14 protein-coding genes, 1 tRNA gene, 1 pseudogene and 1 riboswitch are annotated in these 15,448 nt (G+C 36.4%); of the genes and pseudogenes, 4 read left to right on the plus strand and 12 right to left on the minus strand.

Annotated features, from left to right (window positions below; genetic code table 11):
* Window positions 1-21: 21 nt before the first annotated feature.
* The 5 genes from ectB to NSQ77_RS02865 all read right to left on the minus strand — a co-directional run bounded on the left by ectB (window position 22) and on the right by NSQ77_RS02865 (window position 7,379).
* A complete protein-coding gene (gene ectB / locus NSQ77_RS02845) occupies window positions 22-1,269 on the minus strand; it encodes a diaminobutyrate--2-oxoglutarate transaminase (RefSeq protein ID WP_339230925.1) in 1,248 nt (415 codons plus the stop codon).
* Window positions 1,270-1,310: 41 nt separating this feature from the next.
* The gene (gene ectA, locus NSQ77_RS02850) at window positions 1,311-1,826 is read right to left on the minus strand and encodes a diaminobutyrate acetyltransferase (protein ID WP_339228719.1); all 516 of its coding nucleotides are present in this window, start codon (window positions 1,824-1,826) and stop codon (window positions 1,311-1,313) included.
* Between the two features lie 539 nt (window positions 1,827-2,365).
* Window positions 2,366-4,327 carry an acetoacetate--CoA ligase gene (locus NSQ77_RS02855; RefSeq protein WP_339228720.1) on the minus strand — a complete coding sequence of 654 codons (1,962 nt, stop codon included), beginning with the start codon at window positions 4,325-4,327 and terminating at the stop codon, window positions 2,366-2,368.
* A 139-nt stretch (window positions 4,328-4,466) separates the two neighbouring features.
* A complete protein-coding gene (locus NSQ77_RS02860; protein ID WP_339228721.1) occupies window positions 4,467-5,978 on the minus strand; it encodes a sodium:solute symporter family protein in 1,512 nt (503 codons plus the stop codon).
* A 234-nt stretch (window positions 5,979-6,212) separates the two neighbouring features.
* Complete coding sequence (locus tag NSQ77_RS02865) at window positions 6,213-7,379, minus strand: acetyl-CoA C-acyltransferase (protein WP_339228722.1); 1,167 nt, start codon at window positions 7,377-7,379, stop codon at window positions 6,213-6,215.
* 99 nt (window positions 7,380-7,478) lie between these two features.
* Window positions 7,479-7,586, minus strand: a riboswitch (SAM riboswitch).
* 168 nt (window positions 7,587-7,754) lie between these two features.
* Between NSQ77_RS02865 and NSQ77_RS02870 the strand changes: the two genes are divergently transcribed.
* Window positions 7,755-7,827 (plus strand) — tRNA-Val (locus NSQ77_RS02870).
* Between the two features lie 211 nt (window positions 7,828-8,038).
* On the opposite strand, the gene NSQ77_RS02875 is transcribed toward NSQ77_RS02870, so the two are convergent.
* Complete coding sequence (locus NSQ77_RS02875) at window positions 8,039-8,311, minus strand: hypothetical protein (protein WP_339228723.1); 273 nt, start codon at window positions 8,309-8,311, stop codon at window positions 8,039-8,041.
* 288 nt (window positions 8,312-8,599) lie between these two features.
* On the opposite strand from NSQ77_RS02875, the gene NSQ77_RS02880 reads away from it, so the two are divergent.
* Window positions 8,600-9,160 (plus strand): hypothetical protein, encoded by a 561-nt coding sequence (locus NSQ77_RS02880; RefSeq protein ID WP_339228724.1) that lies wholly within the window; start codon window positions 8,600-8,602, stop codon window positions 9,158-9,160.
* A 142-nt stretch (window positions 9,161-9,302) separates the two neighbouring features.
* Window positions 9,303-9,510 (plus strand): annotated as a pseudogene (locus NSQ77_RS02885) (IS5/IS1182 family transposase); the annotation flags it as partial.
* Between the two features lie 1,122 nt (window positions 9,511-10,632).
* Here NSQ77_RS02885 and NSQ77_RS02890 read toward each other — a convergent pair.
* The 5 genes from NSQ77_RS02890 to NSQ77_RS02910 all read right to left on the minus strand — a co-directional run bounded on the left by NSQ77_RS02890 (window position 10,633) and on the right by NSQ77_RS02910 (window position 12,977).
* The gene (locus NSQ77_RS02890; protein ID WP_339228725.1) at window positions 10,633-10,872 is read right to left on the minus strand and encodes a hypothetical protein; all 240 of its coding nucleotides are present in this window, start codon (window positions 10,870-10,872) and stop codon (window positions 10,633-10,635) included.
* 353 nt (window positions 10,873-11,225) lie between these two features.
* A complete protein-coding gene (locus NSQ77_RS02895) occupies window positions 11,226-11,579 on the minus strand; it encodes a hypothetical protein (protein WP_339228726.1) in 354 nt (117 codons plus the stop codon).
* A gap of 41 nt (window positions 11,580-11,620) precedes the next feature.
* Window positions 11,621-12,163 carry a topology modulation protein gene (locus tag NSQ77_RS02900; protein ID WP_339228727.1) on the minus strand — a complete coding sequence of 181 codons (543 nt, stop codon included), beginning with the start codon at window positions 12,161-12,163 and terminating at the stop codon, window positions 11,621-11,623.
* A gap of 172 nt (window positions 12,164-12,335) precedes the next feature.
* A complete protein-coding gene (locus tag NSQ77_RS02905; protein ID WP_339228728.1) occupies window positions 12,336-12,782 on the minus strand; it encodes a DUF4181 domain-containing protein in 447 nt (148 codons plus the stop codon).
* A gap of 3 nt (window positions 12,783-12,785) precedes the next feature.
* A complete protein-coding gene (locus tag NSQ77_RS02910; protein WP_339228729.1) occupies window positions 12,786-12,977 on the minus strand; it encodes a DUF6366 family protein in 192 nt (63 codons plus the stop codon).
* Window positions 12,978-13,647: 670 nt separating this feature from the next.
* On the opposite strand from NSQ77_RS02910, the gene NSQ77_RS02915 reads away from it, so the two are divergent.
* Window positions 13,648-14,349, plus strand: coding sequence for a lysophospholipid acyltransferase family protein (locus NSQ77_RS02915; RefSeq protein WP_339228730.1), 702 nt, complete (start codon window positions 13,648-13,650; stop codon window positions 14,347-14,349).
* A 573-nt stretch (window positions 14,350-14,922) separates the two neighbouring features.
* Here the strand turns inward: NSQ77_RS02915 and NSQ77_RS02920 are convergent.
* Window positions 14,923-15,405: a GNAT family N-acetyltransferase gene (locus NSQ77_RS02920; protein WP_339228731.1), complete on the minus strand. Its 483-nt coding sequence runs from the start codon at window positions 15,403-15,405 to the stop codon at window positions 14,923-14,925.
* Window positions 15,406-15,448 lie beyond the last annotated feature (43 nt).

Here is a 15,448-nt window from a genome sequence, read left to right on the forward strand (position 1 = left end):
CCCCTTTCTATTTATCCTTCATTATTTGTTCAATACGTGTTTAATACTGTCATCTAATAGCTGAAATCCCTTTTCTAATCCCGCTTCGTCAATAATAAGCGGCGGCAGGAACTTAACAACTTCGTCATCAGGACCAGAAGTTTCTACAATTAAACCACGCTGAAATGCTTCTGCACAAATTTCAGTCGCTAGACCTTCTTCCTCTACTGCAATTCCTTGCATTAATCCTCTGCCCCTTGCTTCTCCATTCAGTTCAGGATATTTTTCAATTATTGTACTTACAGCAGACTTTAGAATTTCTGCTTTTTCCTGAACTTCTTTTTCAAAGTCATTATTTTTCCAATAGCGCAATGCTTCGGTTGCTGCAATAAACGCTAAATTATTTCCACGGAAGGTACCATTGTGTTCACCCGGACCCCATTTGTCATGTTCCGATTTGATTAATGTAATTGCCATTGGCAGACCAAAGCCGCCGATCGATTTGGAAAGACAAACAACATCCGGTTCAATACCAGCCGGCTCAAAGCTAAAGAAAGTACCGGTCCGGCCATTCCCCGCCTGCACATCATCTACAATTAATAAAATGTCCCAGCGTTTACACAGTTCCTCTATCTTTTGCAACCATTCGATTCGTGCTGCATTAATGCCGCCTTCACCCTGTACCGTTTCCAGAATAATGGCAGCCGGCAATGCCACACCACTGCCACTATCCTCTAAGAACCGCTCTAAATAGGCGGTGGAATCATGGTTTTCCACATAGTTATCAAATGGCATAGATACGGCATGATGAAGTGGTACACCTGCTCCATGACGTTTAAAGGAATTGCCTGTCACAGAAAGAGAACCAATCGTCATCCCGTGAAAGGCATTTGTAAAGCTGATTACGGTTTCCCGTCCCGTTACCTTTCTAGCAATTTTCAGAGCACTTTCCACCGTATTTGTTCCAGTTGGACCTGGAAACATAATTTTATAGTCAAGCTTACGTGGTGTAAGAATTATTTCTTTAAAGTTTTCAAGGAATTCTTTTCGTGGAGTTGTACCCATGTCGAGGCTATGTATAATGCCATCATTTTGGATATAATCAATCACTTTTTGCTGCATCGTCTCATCATTATGGCCATAATTCATTGTTCCGGCACCGGCAAAAAAATCAATATATTCCTTGCCATCCGTATCCCAAAGCTTATAGCCCTTTGCTTTATTAAAAACTGTCGGCCACCCTCTGCTATAACTTCTTACTACAGATTCCACTTCCTCAAATGTTCTCATTTTCGCATCATTTAATACAGCTGTAGTCACCAAATCATCCTTTACCTTTTATTTTTTATAGGACCTATCATGAATAGCAATTCATCTTCATGCCCTTCAGCTGGAAAATCCTCTGAAGAGAAATATTCACTGATATTGCATTTTGTCTCAAGCTTCTTTGCAAGACCTTTAAATAATGACTGTGACGCTTTATTAGAAGGTGAAACCGTTGCTTCAATATATTGAACCGTTTCACATGCTGTACGGTTCAATAATTGATACAACATCTTTGTTGCTAATCCTTTACCCCGCTCAGATTCATTAACAGCAACCTGCCAAATGAATAATTTATCCATTGTATTCGGATGCAAAAACCCGGAAATAAAACCAACAATGTCCCCATCTCTTTCGGCCACGATCGATGTTTCTGAGAAAATATCGCACCACATCAGATAACTATATGATGAATTCAGATCAAGTACTTTTGTATTTTTTATAAGCTGCCAAACAACCGATCCATCGTCTTTGTCTGGCTTACGAAAATGAAAATCCGTTTCAATATCAGTTACTGTCGCCATTCCTATAATTCCATTTGTATTGATGCTCTCACCTCCTGCGCTTTTTATAAGTACTCTATAAGATTAATAATAAGCTCTCGTTTCGTCAAAATTGATAAAGGCGGGAATTTACAGATTATTCACGGTGAGGTATGCTGAGCATAGTTTGATTGAAGATGTCTATTAAAAGCTAGCAAATGCTGAGGTATGGTCTAGTTTTTACAATATTTGATTCTTTTTGCAATTTTAAGGTGAAAAAATTATCCTTTAATTCATAGTAATCTAACTTGGATTTTCGATTTGAATAGGACTCGCTTAATAGATCTGCACTTTTGAAACAATATACCCTTCTAGCGCGAGCTAGTTTAAATTCTTAACTAAGAAAAAGCCTGTACTCATTGATTAAAAATGATTATAGGCTTTTTGCAGTTTAATTCCGATTCAAGTGCTGCCAATCTTACAAATTCAGCAAACAAGTTGGGCAGTGTCCCCCTTCTGTATATCGACTGGTTTTAATTCATCGATGCCCACAAACAATCACAGCATTAGACATTTTCACATTAAATATAACTTCTATCAGCTAATGCTGCATATTCCCTGAGACATTCCGGGTTTCTTAAAGATGCTTTGTTTTTAACCTCTTGTCCACGAACAATCGAACGAACAGCTCCTTCCACCTTTTTACCGTTATTCGTATACGGAACTTCTTTGACAGCATAAATGCGGCGTGGTACATGGCGTGGTGATGCTTTTTTCCGTACATTGCGACGGATTTGCTCTACCAGTGCCTTATCCACATCACCATTTTCAGTCACCACACACAATACGATTTCTTCATCATTTTCAATTGGAAAGCCGAATACAATAGAATCTTTAATTTGCGGAATTTGCTCCACCACACGATAAATTTCCGCCGTACCTATTCGAACACCACCTGGATTCAATACAGTATCCGTACGGCCATAAATAATCAGCGAGTCGCGAGTAGTTTGCTCCGCTAAATCGCCATGCGTCCAAATGCCCTCACGCTTTGCAAAATAAGCGTTGAAATAGCGTTCATCTCCTCCATCGCCCCAAAATGTAAGGGGCATGCTTGGGAAGCTCTGCGTACAAACTAGTTCACCTTTTTTACCAAGCACTGAATTACCATGCTCATCAAAAATATCAACTGCCATACCGAGCGCTTTACATGCATTTTCCCCTCGGAAAACTGGATGAACCGGTGACCCCATGACAAAGCATCCAATAATTTCCGTACCGCCGGAAATGGATTCCAATAAGACATCTTTCTTGATCGTGTTATAAATCCAATCATACTGCTCACTAATGAGTGGCGCCCCGGAAGACATCATAACTTGCAGTTTAGACAAATCATGATTTTTACCAACTTCATACCCATATTTTTCGAGTGTATCAAGATATTTTGGACTTATACCAAAATGCGTAATACCTATTTCTTCTGCAATTTCCCAAAGAATACCGATACGTTCCTTTTGGATTGGTGAACCATCATAAAGCAAAATTGATGCCTCGCTCGCAAGACCAGATATAAGCCATGGATACATCATCCATGCCGTACTTGTATACCAGGATAAAACATCTCCCTGTTTCACATCGCAATGCAGCTGATGCTCTTTCACATGCTGGAGCAAAACGCCACCGACAGAATGGACAATACATTTCGGCAAACCCGTCGTTCCAGATGTATATAAAATATAAAGCGGATGGTGAAACGGTACCCGCGTGAATGTCGGTACGTCCACATCATGTGCCAATAGCTCGCTCCACGTTAACAACTGCGTACCAACCCCCATATCCAATTCTGGTATTTCTGACAAACTAACAACCGCAGACAGGTTTTTCAACTCATCGCTAATGGCCATTATGTTCTCACGTATATTAAATTGCTTTCCATTATATTGATAATCAAGAGAAGCAATAATTACTTTTGGTCCGACTTGACCAATGCGATCAATAATCCCTTTGGCCCCAAAGTCGGGTGAGCAAGAGCTCCAAACCGCACCAAGTGAAGACGTTGCAAGTAATGAAACCAATGATTCCAAGCCGTTGGTCACAATCCCCGCGACACGATCGCCTTGGGTCACGCCAAGCTTACGTAAACCAGCTTGCGCTTTTGCAACTAGACTGCGCAATTCAGCCATTTTCACTTTCCGCTGAACACCTTGCTCATTCGCTACATAAACCGCAACACGAGAAGCATCTCCACGCAATACATTTTCCGCTAAATTTAGACTCGCTTCAGGAAACCATTTTGCGCCTAACATACCCCCACCTTCTGCTGGAACAAAGGCTATTTCACCTTTTTCCCCAATAATACCAGCAAAATCCCAAACCGCTGACCAAAAATCTCCAGGCTTTGCAATCGACCAGCTATATAGGCGATCATATGGAACAGCTGGAATTCCCACTTGTTCTGAAAACTTTTTAATATTCGACTCAGAAACTCGCTGTTCAGAAGGCTGCCATACTATATTGTTATCTCTTACTTGTTGATCTATCATTTCATTTCTCTCCTCTTTTAGGCTCTGTTGTTGGTAATTAAACAATTTATACAAACTGTGTCAAAGGTTAAGTAAAAAGCTAGCTTCTAAATAGAAAATGTTTGTTGAAGTTAAAAAACATCTCTGTAAGACCGGGAAACTACGATGATTTCTTAGAAACCGTAATAGATTCATGCTGATTGTCTGTAGCTCTCTGTGTGGCCAGGCACGTAACGATCATCACAACAAATGCGATAACTGAAGCAAAGAACATCGCTAAATAGATATTTCCAATAATACTTTGATTTGTAAATAACACATACAATACTGTACCAGTAATGACGGCAGCAATTGCTCCAGGCCCATTTGACTTTTTCCAAAAATATCCTAAAACAACAGGTGCAAGAATCCCACTGATTATTGCTGAAAAACTAAATTGAATTAAAATCGATAACGATTCAGGGCGCTCCAACGATATATATAATGTAGCTAAACCTGCAAATACCAGGGACACTTTTGCTACCTTTACGGCATTTCTATCTAAAACGTCTGTCGCAATCGGTTTCTTTGATAAAATTGGTGCTAATACTTTATAAAAATCGTTTCCGATACTAGATGTAATCCCCAAATAAAGGCTGTCTGTACTTGAAAGAATAGCTGTAATAATTCCTATTATGATAACTGCCGCAAGGATTGGTGGAAATGATTCAATCACATAAGCTGGAATCGCTGAATCGGCACTAGCCAATGATGGAAAAATCACTCGTGCTGCTAATCCTCCAAGAACCATTAAAGTTGAGATAAAAAATAGCACAACTCCTGCTGATAATGTAAATGGAGCAAGCTGCTCTTCACTTTCAAGCGACAATACTTTATTTAATAAATGTGGCATTAGCACAAAGCTAAATAATAAAAATTGCACGGCCATTATCGCTATTGCGCTATCATATGGACCACCAACTGATAAAAATCCAGTCAGATTCGGGTCAATAGCCCCTAATCTTTTTGTCAGCTCTCCAAATACATTCCATCCTCCCCCAATCGTCCAAAATAGCGAAACAAAAACAAGGATAGAAGTAGTTGCCATCAAAATTCCTTGAATACCGTCTGTGATAATCTGCGCGTAGGCACCACCAAGTCCAATGTATAGTATCGTGATCCCTACACCAATGATAATCCCCCAGAAATATGGGATGTTCAGGACCGACTCAAAGATTGTTGCAAGTCCAACATTTTGACCGACAATATAATATACATTGAATAAAATTAATACAGCTACAATGACTTGAAGCGCTTTGCTGTTGTATCTTCTTCCAAGCCATTCTGGCAATGTTGAAACACCACCAAACTTTTTGTTGTATCTCCAAAATGTTTTAGCGAATAATAGTAAACCAATCCACGAAACACCGAAACATCCTAACGTATACCAAAGTACGGATGTACCATATTCATAAGCAAGCCCGGGAACACCGATAAATAAATTGGCACTTGAATACGTGGTCGCAAAGCTTGCACCGACAAGTACGGGGCTTACCTTCCCACGAGCCGTTGCAAACCCAGCCATCGACTTGCTATGGCGCCCGCCTCTTTTGCCCATCCAAACAATATATCCAAAATAAACAACTAATATCATAATAATTGTCCAAATTAAAGAATCCGGTACTGTAGGCATCATTTATTCTCCTTTCCCTCTTTTGGATAATAATTTTTCCATATGATTAAACCAACTGCCCAGAATAAGGCAAGCAATATAAAATACGTTAATATCATGATTGTCATCCTCCTAATTACGTCATTCATTTAAAAATTCCGTTTGTAGAAATCTTCCGTCTATTATAGACCCACCTCGTCTAATACAAGGCGAACTGCTCACATACTGTTCCATAATTTATACTAAGTTTTGGCTTTACCAGCTTTTTGGAACTTCTATTAATAGAGCCATTCCCTGACCGCCGCCACCGCAGAGAGATGCAATACCTTTTCCACCACCACGGCGTTTAAGTTCTTTTGCAAGAGTTAAGGCAAGTCGAAAACCCGTTCCGCCAAGCGGATGACCAATTGCAATTGCGCCACCATTAACATTCACTCTTTCATAGCCAATTCCAAGCTCACGGCAGCTTGCGATAACCACACTTGCAAAAGCCTCATTGATTTCAAATAAATCAATATCGCTCAATGTTAGGTTCGTTTTCTCTAAAACTGCTTTGATTGCCTGGGCAGGCTTTGTATGTAGGCTCGTATCTGGCCCCGCGACTTCAGCCCAACCAAGAATACGAGCTAACGGCGCTTTACCAAGCTCCTCCGCTTTCTTTTCGGATGAAACAATGCCAACGCTTGCGCCATCTGTCATTTGCGACGCATTTCCCGCTGTGATTGTACCGTCGTCAACAAACGCCGGTCTTAATGTTGCTAATTTTTCTATGTTCGAATTGAGGCGAATGCCTTCATCGCTAGAGAAGGTTTTGCCTTTAAGTTTGATTGAAACAATTTCATCTTGCAGGCGACCTTTTTCCAGCGCTTCAGCAGCTCGTTCCTGTGACAACTGTGCGTATTGATCCTGCTCTAGTCTATTAATCTTAAAATCTTTATTTTTTAAATCCGTCAGCACCCCCATCGAATCATCTGCTAACGAGCACCATAATCCGTCGTTTATTAATGTATCCGTAAATTGCAGGGATCCCATCGACAGCTCCTTACGAATCGGAGCAGTGTACGGGGCATTTGTCATCGAGTCAAATCCACCAGTAATATATAATTCCCCTTCGCCAAAATGAATACGGCGGACAGCGTCGGAAATGGATGCTAATCCAGCTAAACATACATTGTTTAAAGTAACTGCAGGAACAGATAACGATACACCGGCATCCTTCGCAACTCTTCTAGCCGGATTTTGACCCTGCCCCGCTTGAAGCACCTGTGCAAGTATTGTCCCATCAGCTTCTTTTGCCTCAGGTACTCGTCTCACTAACTCTTTAACAGCTAAAGTTCCTATCTCTTTTGCCTCTAATCCAGATAAAAATCCTTTCCACTTCCCAAAAGGTGTTCTTACTCCTTCTAGAATCACCGTATTCATAACGCCTCATCCTTTCCTATAAATCTGCTCATTTTGTCCATAAAAAAACCCTCTTTCCAAAGAAAGAGGGTTGAAATCATAAACTATTGCGGATTCCCCCTCTTATCTTTCAGACATTTCTGTCTGTTGGAAGTAGCACCATTCCCCCTAAAGGGGCGGTTGCCGGGCGTCATAGGGCCAAATCCCTCAGCCAACTCGTGATAAGAGTAATCTGTTATTTTGTTTTATTGTTGAAATATATTCGTTTATTAAATTATTGCAATATTAACAGAACGCAAACAGAAGGTCAATAGTTATTTTGTAAACGTAACTAAACAGCTTCTATTGACAGCCTTCTATTTTGCAAGTATAGTTAAAGTTGAGAATAATACATACGATTCCGTAGCTCAGCTGGGAGAGCGCTACCTTGACAGGGTAGAAGTCGTTGGTTCGAGTCCAATCGGAATCATTCTAACACGTTGGTCTGTATCCCTTGTGTATCAAGGAGTACAGGCTTTTTTATTTTTCTTGTAGAGATTGGTTTTTCATCTGATTTTGGTTAGCAGTCACAGATCAGTTACAGGATTTTCTAGAGCCATTTCAAACATATCGGCAACATCCATAATTATTGTTGGGAACAAGGTGAGCGTGTATTCCATTTCATCAACCACTATAAAAAATTATGTTAGACGAAAAACTATAGCATAGATAGCTACTAATACTATGAGGATTTCAAGCAAGAATGATTTCTTAAATCTATTATGCATTTTGAAATTAAGAATCGATTGAAAAATAATTAATAACAATAAAAATGCACTTAAAAAATAAATGATAGTATTGCTAATGTCTATAAATGCTACAATTAGCAAAATTAAAGGACCAAACAACATTTTTATCTTCAATATATAATTATCTAATACTTCATATCTTTTTTTTTTATTATCTACAACCATTAAAATCCCCCCAAGTATATGTCAAATATATAGGAATAACATTATTTTAACAATAATAAATATAATCATCATAAAATTAATAATTACAGTTGACTTACTTAAACTATATTAAATTGCCTTTAATTAAGTAACAGCTTGATTAGTTGTTTTATTATTTCAGGCATAATTATTCACCCTAATTTTATAAATTCAAGACTTTCTCCCCATTTAATTTAATATATAAAATTGTTAGAATTATTAACGTATTGGAATTATCAAATTTTGTCAATTAATATGAGGAGGGTTTTTTTGAAAAAAGTTATCTTTATTATTTTGTCGTTTACTCTTATTTTTAGTGCTATGCCAATCAATATTTTAGCTGCAGAAATTCCTAGCGCTGATGGATTTAATGGAACTTCTCAAATACGAGGTCATCATGATCCTAAAGTCACGTGTTCTACTCAGAATGTTAGTCACGCAGAAGCAGAAGCAATAAGAAAAGCTGAAAGTGATCAGAAGGTAGCAGCTGTTGCTTTGGCGGTATTAGGATTTGCTTCTGTACAAGGAATTATTGCAAAATCCCTATCACAATCTATATCTTGGGTATCATCAAATAAAACAGCCACTTCAGTAATTGGCACCACAGTTTCTAGTTTTGGACTAGTTAGTGCTGTTGGAGATAACGGTTCAGATGTGGGAGCAGCAGGAAACTATGAGGTTTGTGAGTATAAACACTTAGTAGATACCAGAAGTAATCATTGGGATAGCTGGACTGACTATGCACACTATGCAGGACAAGTAATGTACAAGACAACTGACAATGATACAGGACGAGTATATTACTTAAATGCGAATGCAATTGCAAGATAGTAAAGCGGCTGGAACCCCCCCCCCAGAATTAAAAAGAGTGCTGCTCGCCAATAAGTTGAGGAGTTCCAGTATTTTTGCACGCAAAAAGGATACCTTCTGATAAAATTAAAGTTACCACACAATAATATATGGAGGTATCCTTATGTTTAAACATAATACCAGGAACCAAGTTTTTTGCCTTTAGATTTAGAAATGAAATTATAAGAAAATGATATTGCCCATGCGGTGAATGAAGTGGTGGAAACTATTCCGGATGAGGCATTCGTAGTATTCTTTCGTAGACAGGTTGTTCTGCTTACCATCCATGCATGATGATGAAAATGATTTTAGCTGCTTACACGCAATCCGTTCATATAACTTAATGCCGCTTTAACATTTAACTTCAATACGAAATACTATAAGATTAGTTTCAATTTTCCCTCTTTGCCCTTTATTTAAAAAAAGACCGCCCTATTGACGATCTCCTCGCTGTGTTAAAACCATATAGTTTAAGTACATTAGTTCATATATTATTTTCGATAACCGAACCATTATTGTCTGCATAGCTTTGTTGAGGTTCAGTTAGAATAATAAACTTATTTTTTCTCTAATATTGTTTATAATCCTTTGTCCTATATTTACCTCTGTAAGAGTAATATCCCACACCGCATTTGGATTGGTATCTTCGTTAATAATTTTTATTGTAAGGTCATTTACTCCATTTAAAGGGACTTGAAAAGAGACTTCCTGATTTTCTCCACTTTTAGCTGATAACCCAACCTCACACTACTCTCTTTGCTTGCAGCGTTAATTACATCGTCTGGTATTGCAAAATAGCCTGTTATGTTTTTATATTTGCCATCCAATAGATACGAGAATTCATTAACTTTTGTATTGTTTCTACTATACAGATTTATTTGAGGCCTAACCTCTTTTTGAGCTACTGTAAAGCTCGACAAGCTTTCATCCCACTGTACAGATCCACTTTTTTTATATCAAAAGCTACCAAACGAGAAATCATTTGCAGTGACTCAACTATTGTTATTGATAAAAAAGGTTAAAAATCGCCTTAAACTACATCGAAACAGGAGTGGGATGATTATCCCAAAAGGTATAAATGCTAAAAAATTCTCGTATTCAAAAAACTAGATTTGAAAGTATTTTCCCATGGGAAAAAGCAATGGAACCCTTTCAGGTACTTGATTAAATCGTAAGCCGGAGTTTTGCCTCATAGAACCTCTGTCAAAACCAAGATACAAGAAAAAAAGATCAAAGTTATATATAATGTTAAGAGCACAATTGTGCTTTTTCGCAAATTCCCTTGAAACATAATTACATCTTTTCTTTTCTGTAGGTGAATCTCATCATCCAACAGAATCCTTCTCTTTTCTTAGGCCCGGGAGGCTTGTGTGATTGTAAAACCTGTATTTCGTTTTGTAATAATTAAACGGTAAAATGAATAGGTCTAAATTTCTTCACTTTATTTATTGCCGCTACCCCTTACATCCGCAATCATATTCCTTAAACTTATATTCTTTGTACAACTTTAACTCCTTAAAGTCACTGGTATCTGATTCATAAATCTTAACTAAGGGAGCAACATCCGTTTTTGCGAGTTCCCTTATTTGCTGATCGATATCAATAGACAAATCTAATAGAAATTCGTTCATATCTTCATATATATTATTATGTTCGCAAACATCATACGTCACTGCAATATAATATCTAGTCATCATATCCCCCTAAATTCTCATAATTGCTCTATTAAGCAATTAAGCCTTCCTTAACTCTTGCTCCATTAGAACCATCCGTTTGATTAGAACGAAACATTTCATTTGCTCCAAAAGTATTTTTGTAAAACTCCACAGACTGTTCCAGGTTTGGTGTGAAAATAGTTACAGCCTGTATGAATTTTATATTTCCTTAATTACTTGAATGCTTCCATATCCTCCCCGTTTTTTGATATATCTTTATACTCCATTTAACCTGGACCCTATTAAACTCTTCTGCCATTTAGTAAAAAGATCGCCGTATTAACGATCTCCTTGTTGTGTTAAAGCACCAATATAAGAGTTTAAAGAAATTCTTAATTAAAATATGGGACCTTTTTAATTGTCAACAAATGCCCTTCTTCCAATAAAAGCTGTTTTGGATTAACAATCTTGTGTAACAATATATTGGATTTCCCCTGTACTTTTAGCTCAACTTTGTTCGAATTTAATAAGTTAGCTATTTGTATGGTACAAACTTTATAAGGTGCAGTGTGATTACGGATATACTGTAATAATGCCTTTAGCTCCCATTCTTTTTCAAGACTTAGTGTTTCAAATTGAACTGGATAATCGAATCCTGGAATAATATAATCTGTCTCCATGTAGTCAACGGAACCGTTACCTAATCCCATTTTCTTGTCCGATGCTAAATAATAGTAATGTGTCACTTTTTCGCCCCAATCCTGTATTTCTTTAGCTCTTACATCCGCTAGTTTAGGTTCAATCTTTCACGATTACTTATATTGTCTAAATAAGACTTAATTTCTTGTCTACCCTTTAAAATAATAATCTCTTTTCTAGAATCTATGGCTTGAAAGTCCTGAAATCGTTCAATCATTTTTCTTTTTCGAGGATAGTAAGTAGTAATTATAAACTTAATGAATTTCCAATCTAATTTTTCGTTACATCCATTTCCCATATCAGGTCGTGTTTTCCCGAAGTTCTTTAGCCATCGCTTAACAACACGATATAAACAAACGTATAATGGTAATTCCAAATAAATTATTGTGTCAGCGTGTTTTGCACGGATCTGAATAGTATTAAAATAGTTCCCTTCGATTATCCATTCCCCTTGTTTCACAATCTTCTGCTGTGCTTCTGAAAACTCTTCTGATGTGGCTTCTACCCAATTTGGCTTCCAATATAAGACATCTAAATGATTAACTTTTATATTAAGCTCTTTCCCTAACTTTTGTGCGAAAGTCGACTTCCCAACACCAGCCGAAACGCCAATTACCATAATTCTTCTCATCCCAGGTCACCGCCTCTTAATAGGTTCCTATGCTACAAATTAGAATGTTATTCTTAGTTATACAAACCTACATCTTTAAGTACAATTACTTCTATATAAAATAGAGTTAATCCTTCTTGAATTAAAGCACCCTTTAGCACAATAAAGAGAATTACGTAATGAGTAAGTCAAATTAAATGATGACAATTAGAACTAATACCAGTATAAATATTTCACTAATCGTTAAGATAGATTGTTTTGGATTTTGGGTGTATCTCCACTCAAAAAACGCTCTAACCGCATAATCTATCCCACTGGTGATGATTAATGCAATTAGAAAAATATTTACCGAATAGTCTCGGAAGATTATCCAGTAAACAATAATGATTAATACAATCGGAGAAGTAATTCTTATAGCCCAATCTAATTTTTTATGCAAATCGTTTATGTGGTTATACGAAAAAAGCTCCTTTTTCACTTTCTCAATATTAAATACTTTTCTCAAACATAGCTTAACTACTGTGATTAGAGCAAAGGTAATTAACACGATCAATGCAAAATTTAACCAAATCACATAATCCCCCCTTAATAAACCTTTCCCTTTTGTATAGGAATCGACTTCATTATTGAATATTCGCACCCGTTAGCGAAAGAAGCCGACGTATATTATAAATCCTAAAGTTACTACAGCAATAAGGATTCCAGTCCCTTTCCAGCCCATTCCTCCAACTAGATCAGAAAGATTACTCCCGTGAATACTACTTGAGGGATTTTTTAATTCCTTTTGTCTCATTCGTTCTCTTCTTTCTTCAGGAGTTTCTCTATTTTCACTCATTAACGTACCCTCCGATCTCCCTGTTGTGTTAATGCACGAGATACTTTAAGTACAATTTTTCACAAGCATACTTAACTGACTTAAAATTTTAGGATTATAAATGAAATTCTATTGTCCACTTTCAGGTTGGTATAACAATACATCAAGAATATATTTTACATCATAATTATTTGGAAGTTCTTTTTCTGGCATAATTTCAATTACACTCCTGTACTAATTCTTACCTACTTTTTTATTATGCAATGTATTATTATGTTTTCCAATTACAATGTTACCTTTATTGTCTTCTTCAAACTAATGTCATGCTCGAATCACCTGATCAAACCATGCTTAATCCAACACAGAATTAAGTTTTTAACTTTTTTAAGACCGGTATCCGTTTGCTCTGCGTAGTGAAGCGCTATCTAAATTAAATCGTTAATCCTTTTACTGAAAGAAAAGTATATATGATAAATGGCCTGCCTTCCAAAATATAATCTTTTATACTAGTCGGTGTTTCTTTCCTAATCTTTAATTTGACTATCAGAAGACTCTCTAGAAAAAAGCAACCGATATTTCCCTTCGTAATGTGACATATTCAATATTAACAATGTGACATTTGTGACTTATTTTATTTGTTCATGTCTTTTATGATTGTAATAGATTAAACATGATGGAAAAGAGGAAAAAAATGCGTACTTTATTATTTCAAGGATACATGTGGGGTTATATTTTAAGTAAAGCAAACAAATCATTTACTATTAATAAATTAAATAAAGCAGGTAAGAACAAAGAAAAACTAGAACTGATGGATAAAATCATTCTAAAATGTACCAAAAATTTAATTAGAATCTCGGGTGCCGACCTTATAATAACGGGGACAGAAAATATTCCTTTAGATGAACCTGTATTATATGTTAGCAACCATCAAAGTAGTATGGATATTCCAATTTTATATTCAACAGCTCCTCAAACGATGGCTTTTGTTGCCAAAAAAGAAATGGAGAAAATTCCGTTGCTAGGTTATTGGATGAAAGAACGAGGATGCGTGTTTATCAACAGGGATAATGCTCGTAGTTCCCTGCAGGCTATTAACCAAGCAATAGAAAGCTTAAAATCAGGTCATTCAATAGCAGTTTTTCCAGAAGGAACTAGAAGTAAAGGGCCTGAAATTGGAGACTTTAAATCGGGTAGTTTACGAATTGCGATTAAATCAGGCGTCAAAGTCATTCCTGTGACCTTCAAGGATTCTTACAAATTGATAGGGAAAAAGGGTAAGAATACACCAGCAAAAGTTTCTGTCCATTACTCTGATCCAATCGATTCAAGAAATTTTAAAGATACAAACAAACTAGCTACAACAGTTCTAACACAAATTAAAAAACATTTGTAACTGGACAGGTAGACAGTGAGGATTACGCTATCCCCCTTTCTTGGTACCCCTTTGATTATTATTACTCTGGGAGTTGCAAGCTTACAGTCCTTGTTCAACTAAACAGCCCCATTAGTACAATAAGGGAATAAGCTCTTACCTTCCTGAACTGTCGCACCAGTTTGGTAAACAAACCCTAATGACTATCTGCCAAAAAATCGATTCGAAAAGATATCCAAAGAACATAAAAATAAAAAAATCATAATTATATTTGAAATAATTCCAAATATGAATACACCAAATTAAAACCCAATCGATTGATAAAATATGTCAACACCCAAATGCTGTATCCATATTGATATACAGAGTTTGGTACCTATAGGACTACTCTTAATTTAAAACAAATTCATTACATTCATTAAATTTTACGGTAAATCAAGAAAAGCGCCCGATTGTGGAAGATCACTTAATTTTATATTCAATGGAATAGTGAGATTGGTTATAAGTGGATTAAAAAAGATGATCCCTTTATAGAACTGAGATCATCTTCTACAAGTTGCCCGGTTTTTAAATGGATGTCACAAAGAAAGGATATTACAATGAGCTCTTCCTTTTTTTAAATGTTAAAATGTATCCACCTGTCAACTCTGAATATTGTTTATCTTCTTCAAACCAACCGTTTTTCTTATAAAAAGTAATTGTTGGGTAATTTTTTTCAAATGTTTCTAATTTAATGATTTTATGTTTTTTAAACATTTCATTTTCCACATAATCAATGATAACTTTACCTATTCCTTGACCCTGATATCCATACTTCACCATTATTAAATGTAATAAATCATCCAAGTATACACATATTCCGACCACTTCATCATTGTATTCACAAACGATCATATTATCTAAATGATCATTAATTTCTTTATCTGACATTCCACTATTAATAAAATAGTTTACATTATCTTCACCTAAAAAAGATGTATAGTTCTTTCTTACAACTACACTCGCAAGGTCTTTAATTTCGGATACTTTAGAATGTTTTACGTTCGTAAAAGTTAATTTTGTTTTATCTATATACATAATGTCCTCCTGGTAATTGGTATTCATAGTGTTTTAATAACGC

This window comes from Oceanobacillus sp. FSL K6-2867, from assembly GCF_037963145.1.
Classification (GTDB): Bacteria; Bacillota; Bacilli; order Bacillales; family Amphibacillaceae; genus Oceanobacillus.

Excerpts from the sequence above, each read along its gene's own strand:
- ectB (WP_339230925.1), bottom strand. The coding sequence starts at position 1,269 with ATGAGAACATTTGAGGAAGTGGAATCTGTAGTAAGAAGTTATAGCAGA.
- ectA (WP_339228719.1), bottom strand. The coding sequence starts at position 1,826 with ATGGCGACAGTAACTGATATTGAAACGGATTTTCATTTTCGTAAGCCA.
- NSQ77_RS02855 (WP_339228720.1), bottom strand. The coding sequence starts at position 4,327 with ATGATAGATCAACAAGTAAGAGATAACAATATAGTATGGCAGCCTTCT.
- NSQ77_RS02860 (WP_339228721.1), bottom strand. The coding sequence starts at position 5,978 with ATGCCTACAGTACCGGATTCTTTAATTTGGACAATTATTATGATATTA.
- NSQ77_RS02865 (WP_339228722.1), bottom strand. The coding sequence starts at position 7,379 with ATGAATACGGTGATTCTAGAAGGAGTAAGAACACCTTTTGGGAAGTGG.
- NSQ77_RS02875 (WP_339228723.1), bottom strand. The coding sequence starts at position 8,311 with ATGGTTGTAGATAATAAAAAAAAAAGATATGAAGTATTAGATAATTAT.
- NSQ77_RS02890 (WP_339228725.1), bottom strand. The coding sequence starts at position 10,872 with ATGACTAGATATTATATTGCAGTGACGTATGATGTTTGCGAACATAAT.
- NSQ77_RS02900 (WP_339228727.1), bottom strand. The coding sequence starts at position 12,163 with ATGAGAAGAATTATGGTAATTGGCGTTTCGGCTGGTGTTGGGAAGTCG.
- NSQ77_RS02910 (WP_339228729.1), bottom strand. The coding sequence starts at position 12,977 with ATGAGTGAAAATAGAGAAACTCCTGAAGAAAGAAGAGAACGAATGAGA.
- NSQ77_RS02915 (WP_339228730.1), top strand. The coding sequence starts at position 13,648 with ATGCGTACTTTATTATTTCAAGGATACATGTGGGGTTATATTTTAAGT.
- NSQ77_RS02920 (WP_339228731.1), bottom strand. The coding sequence starts at position 15,405 with ATGTATATAGATAAAACAAAATTAACTTTTACGAACGTAAAACATTCT.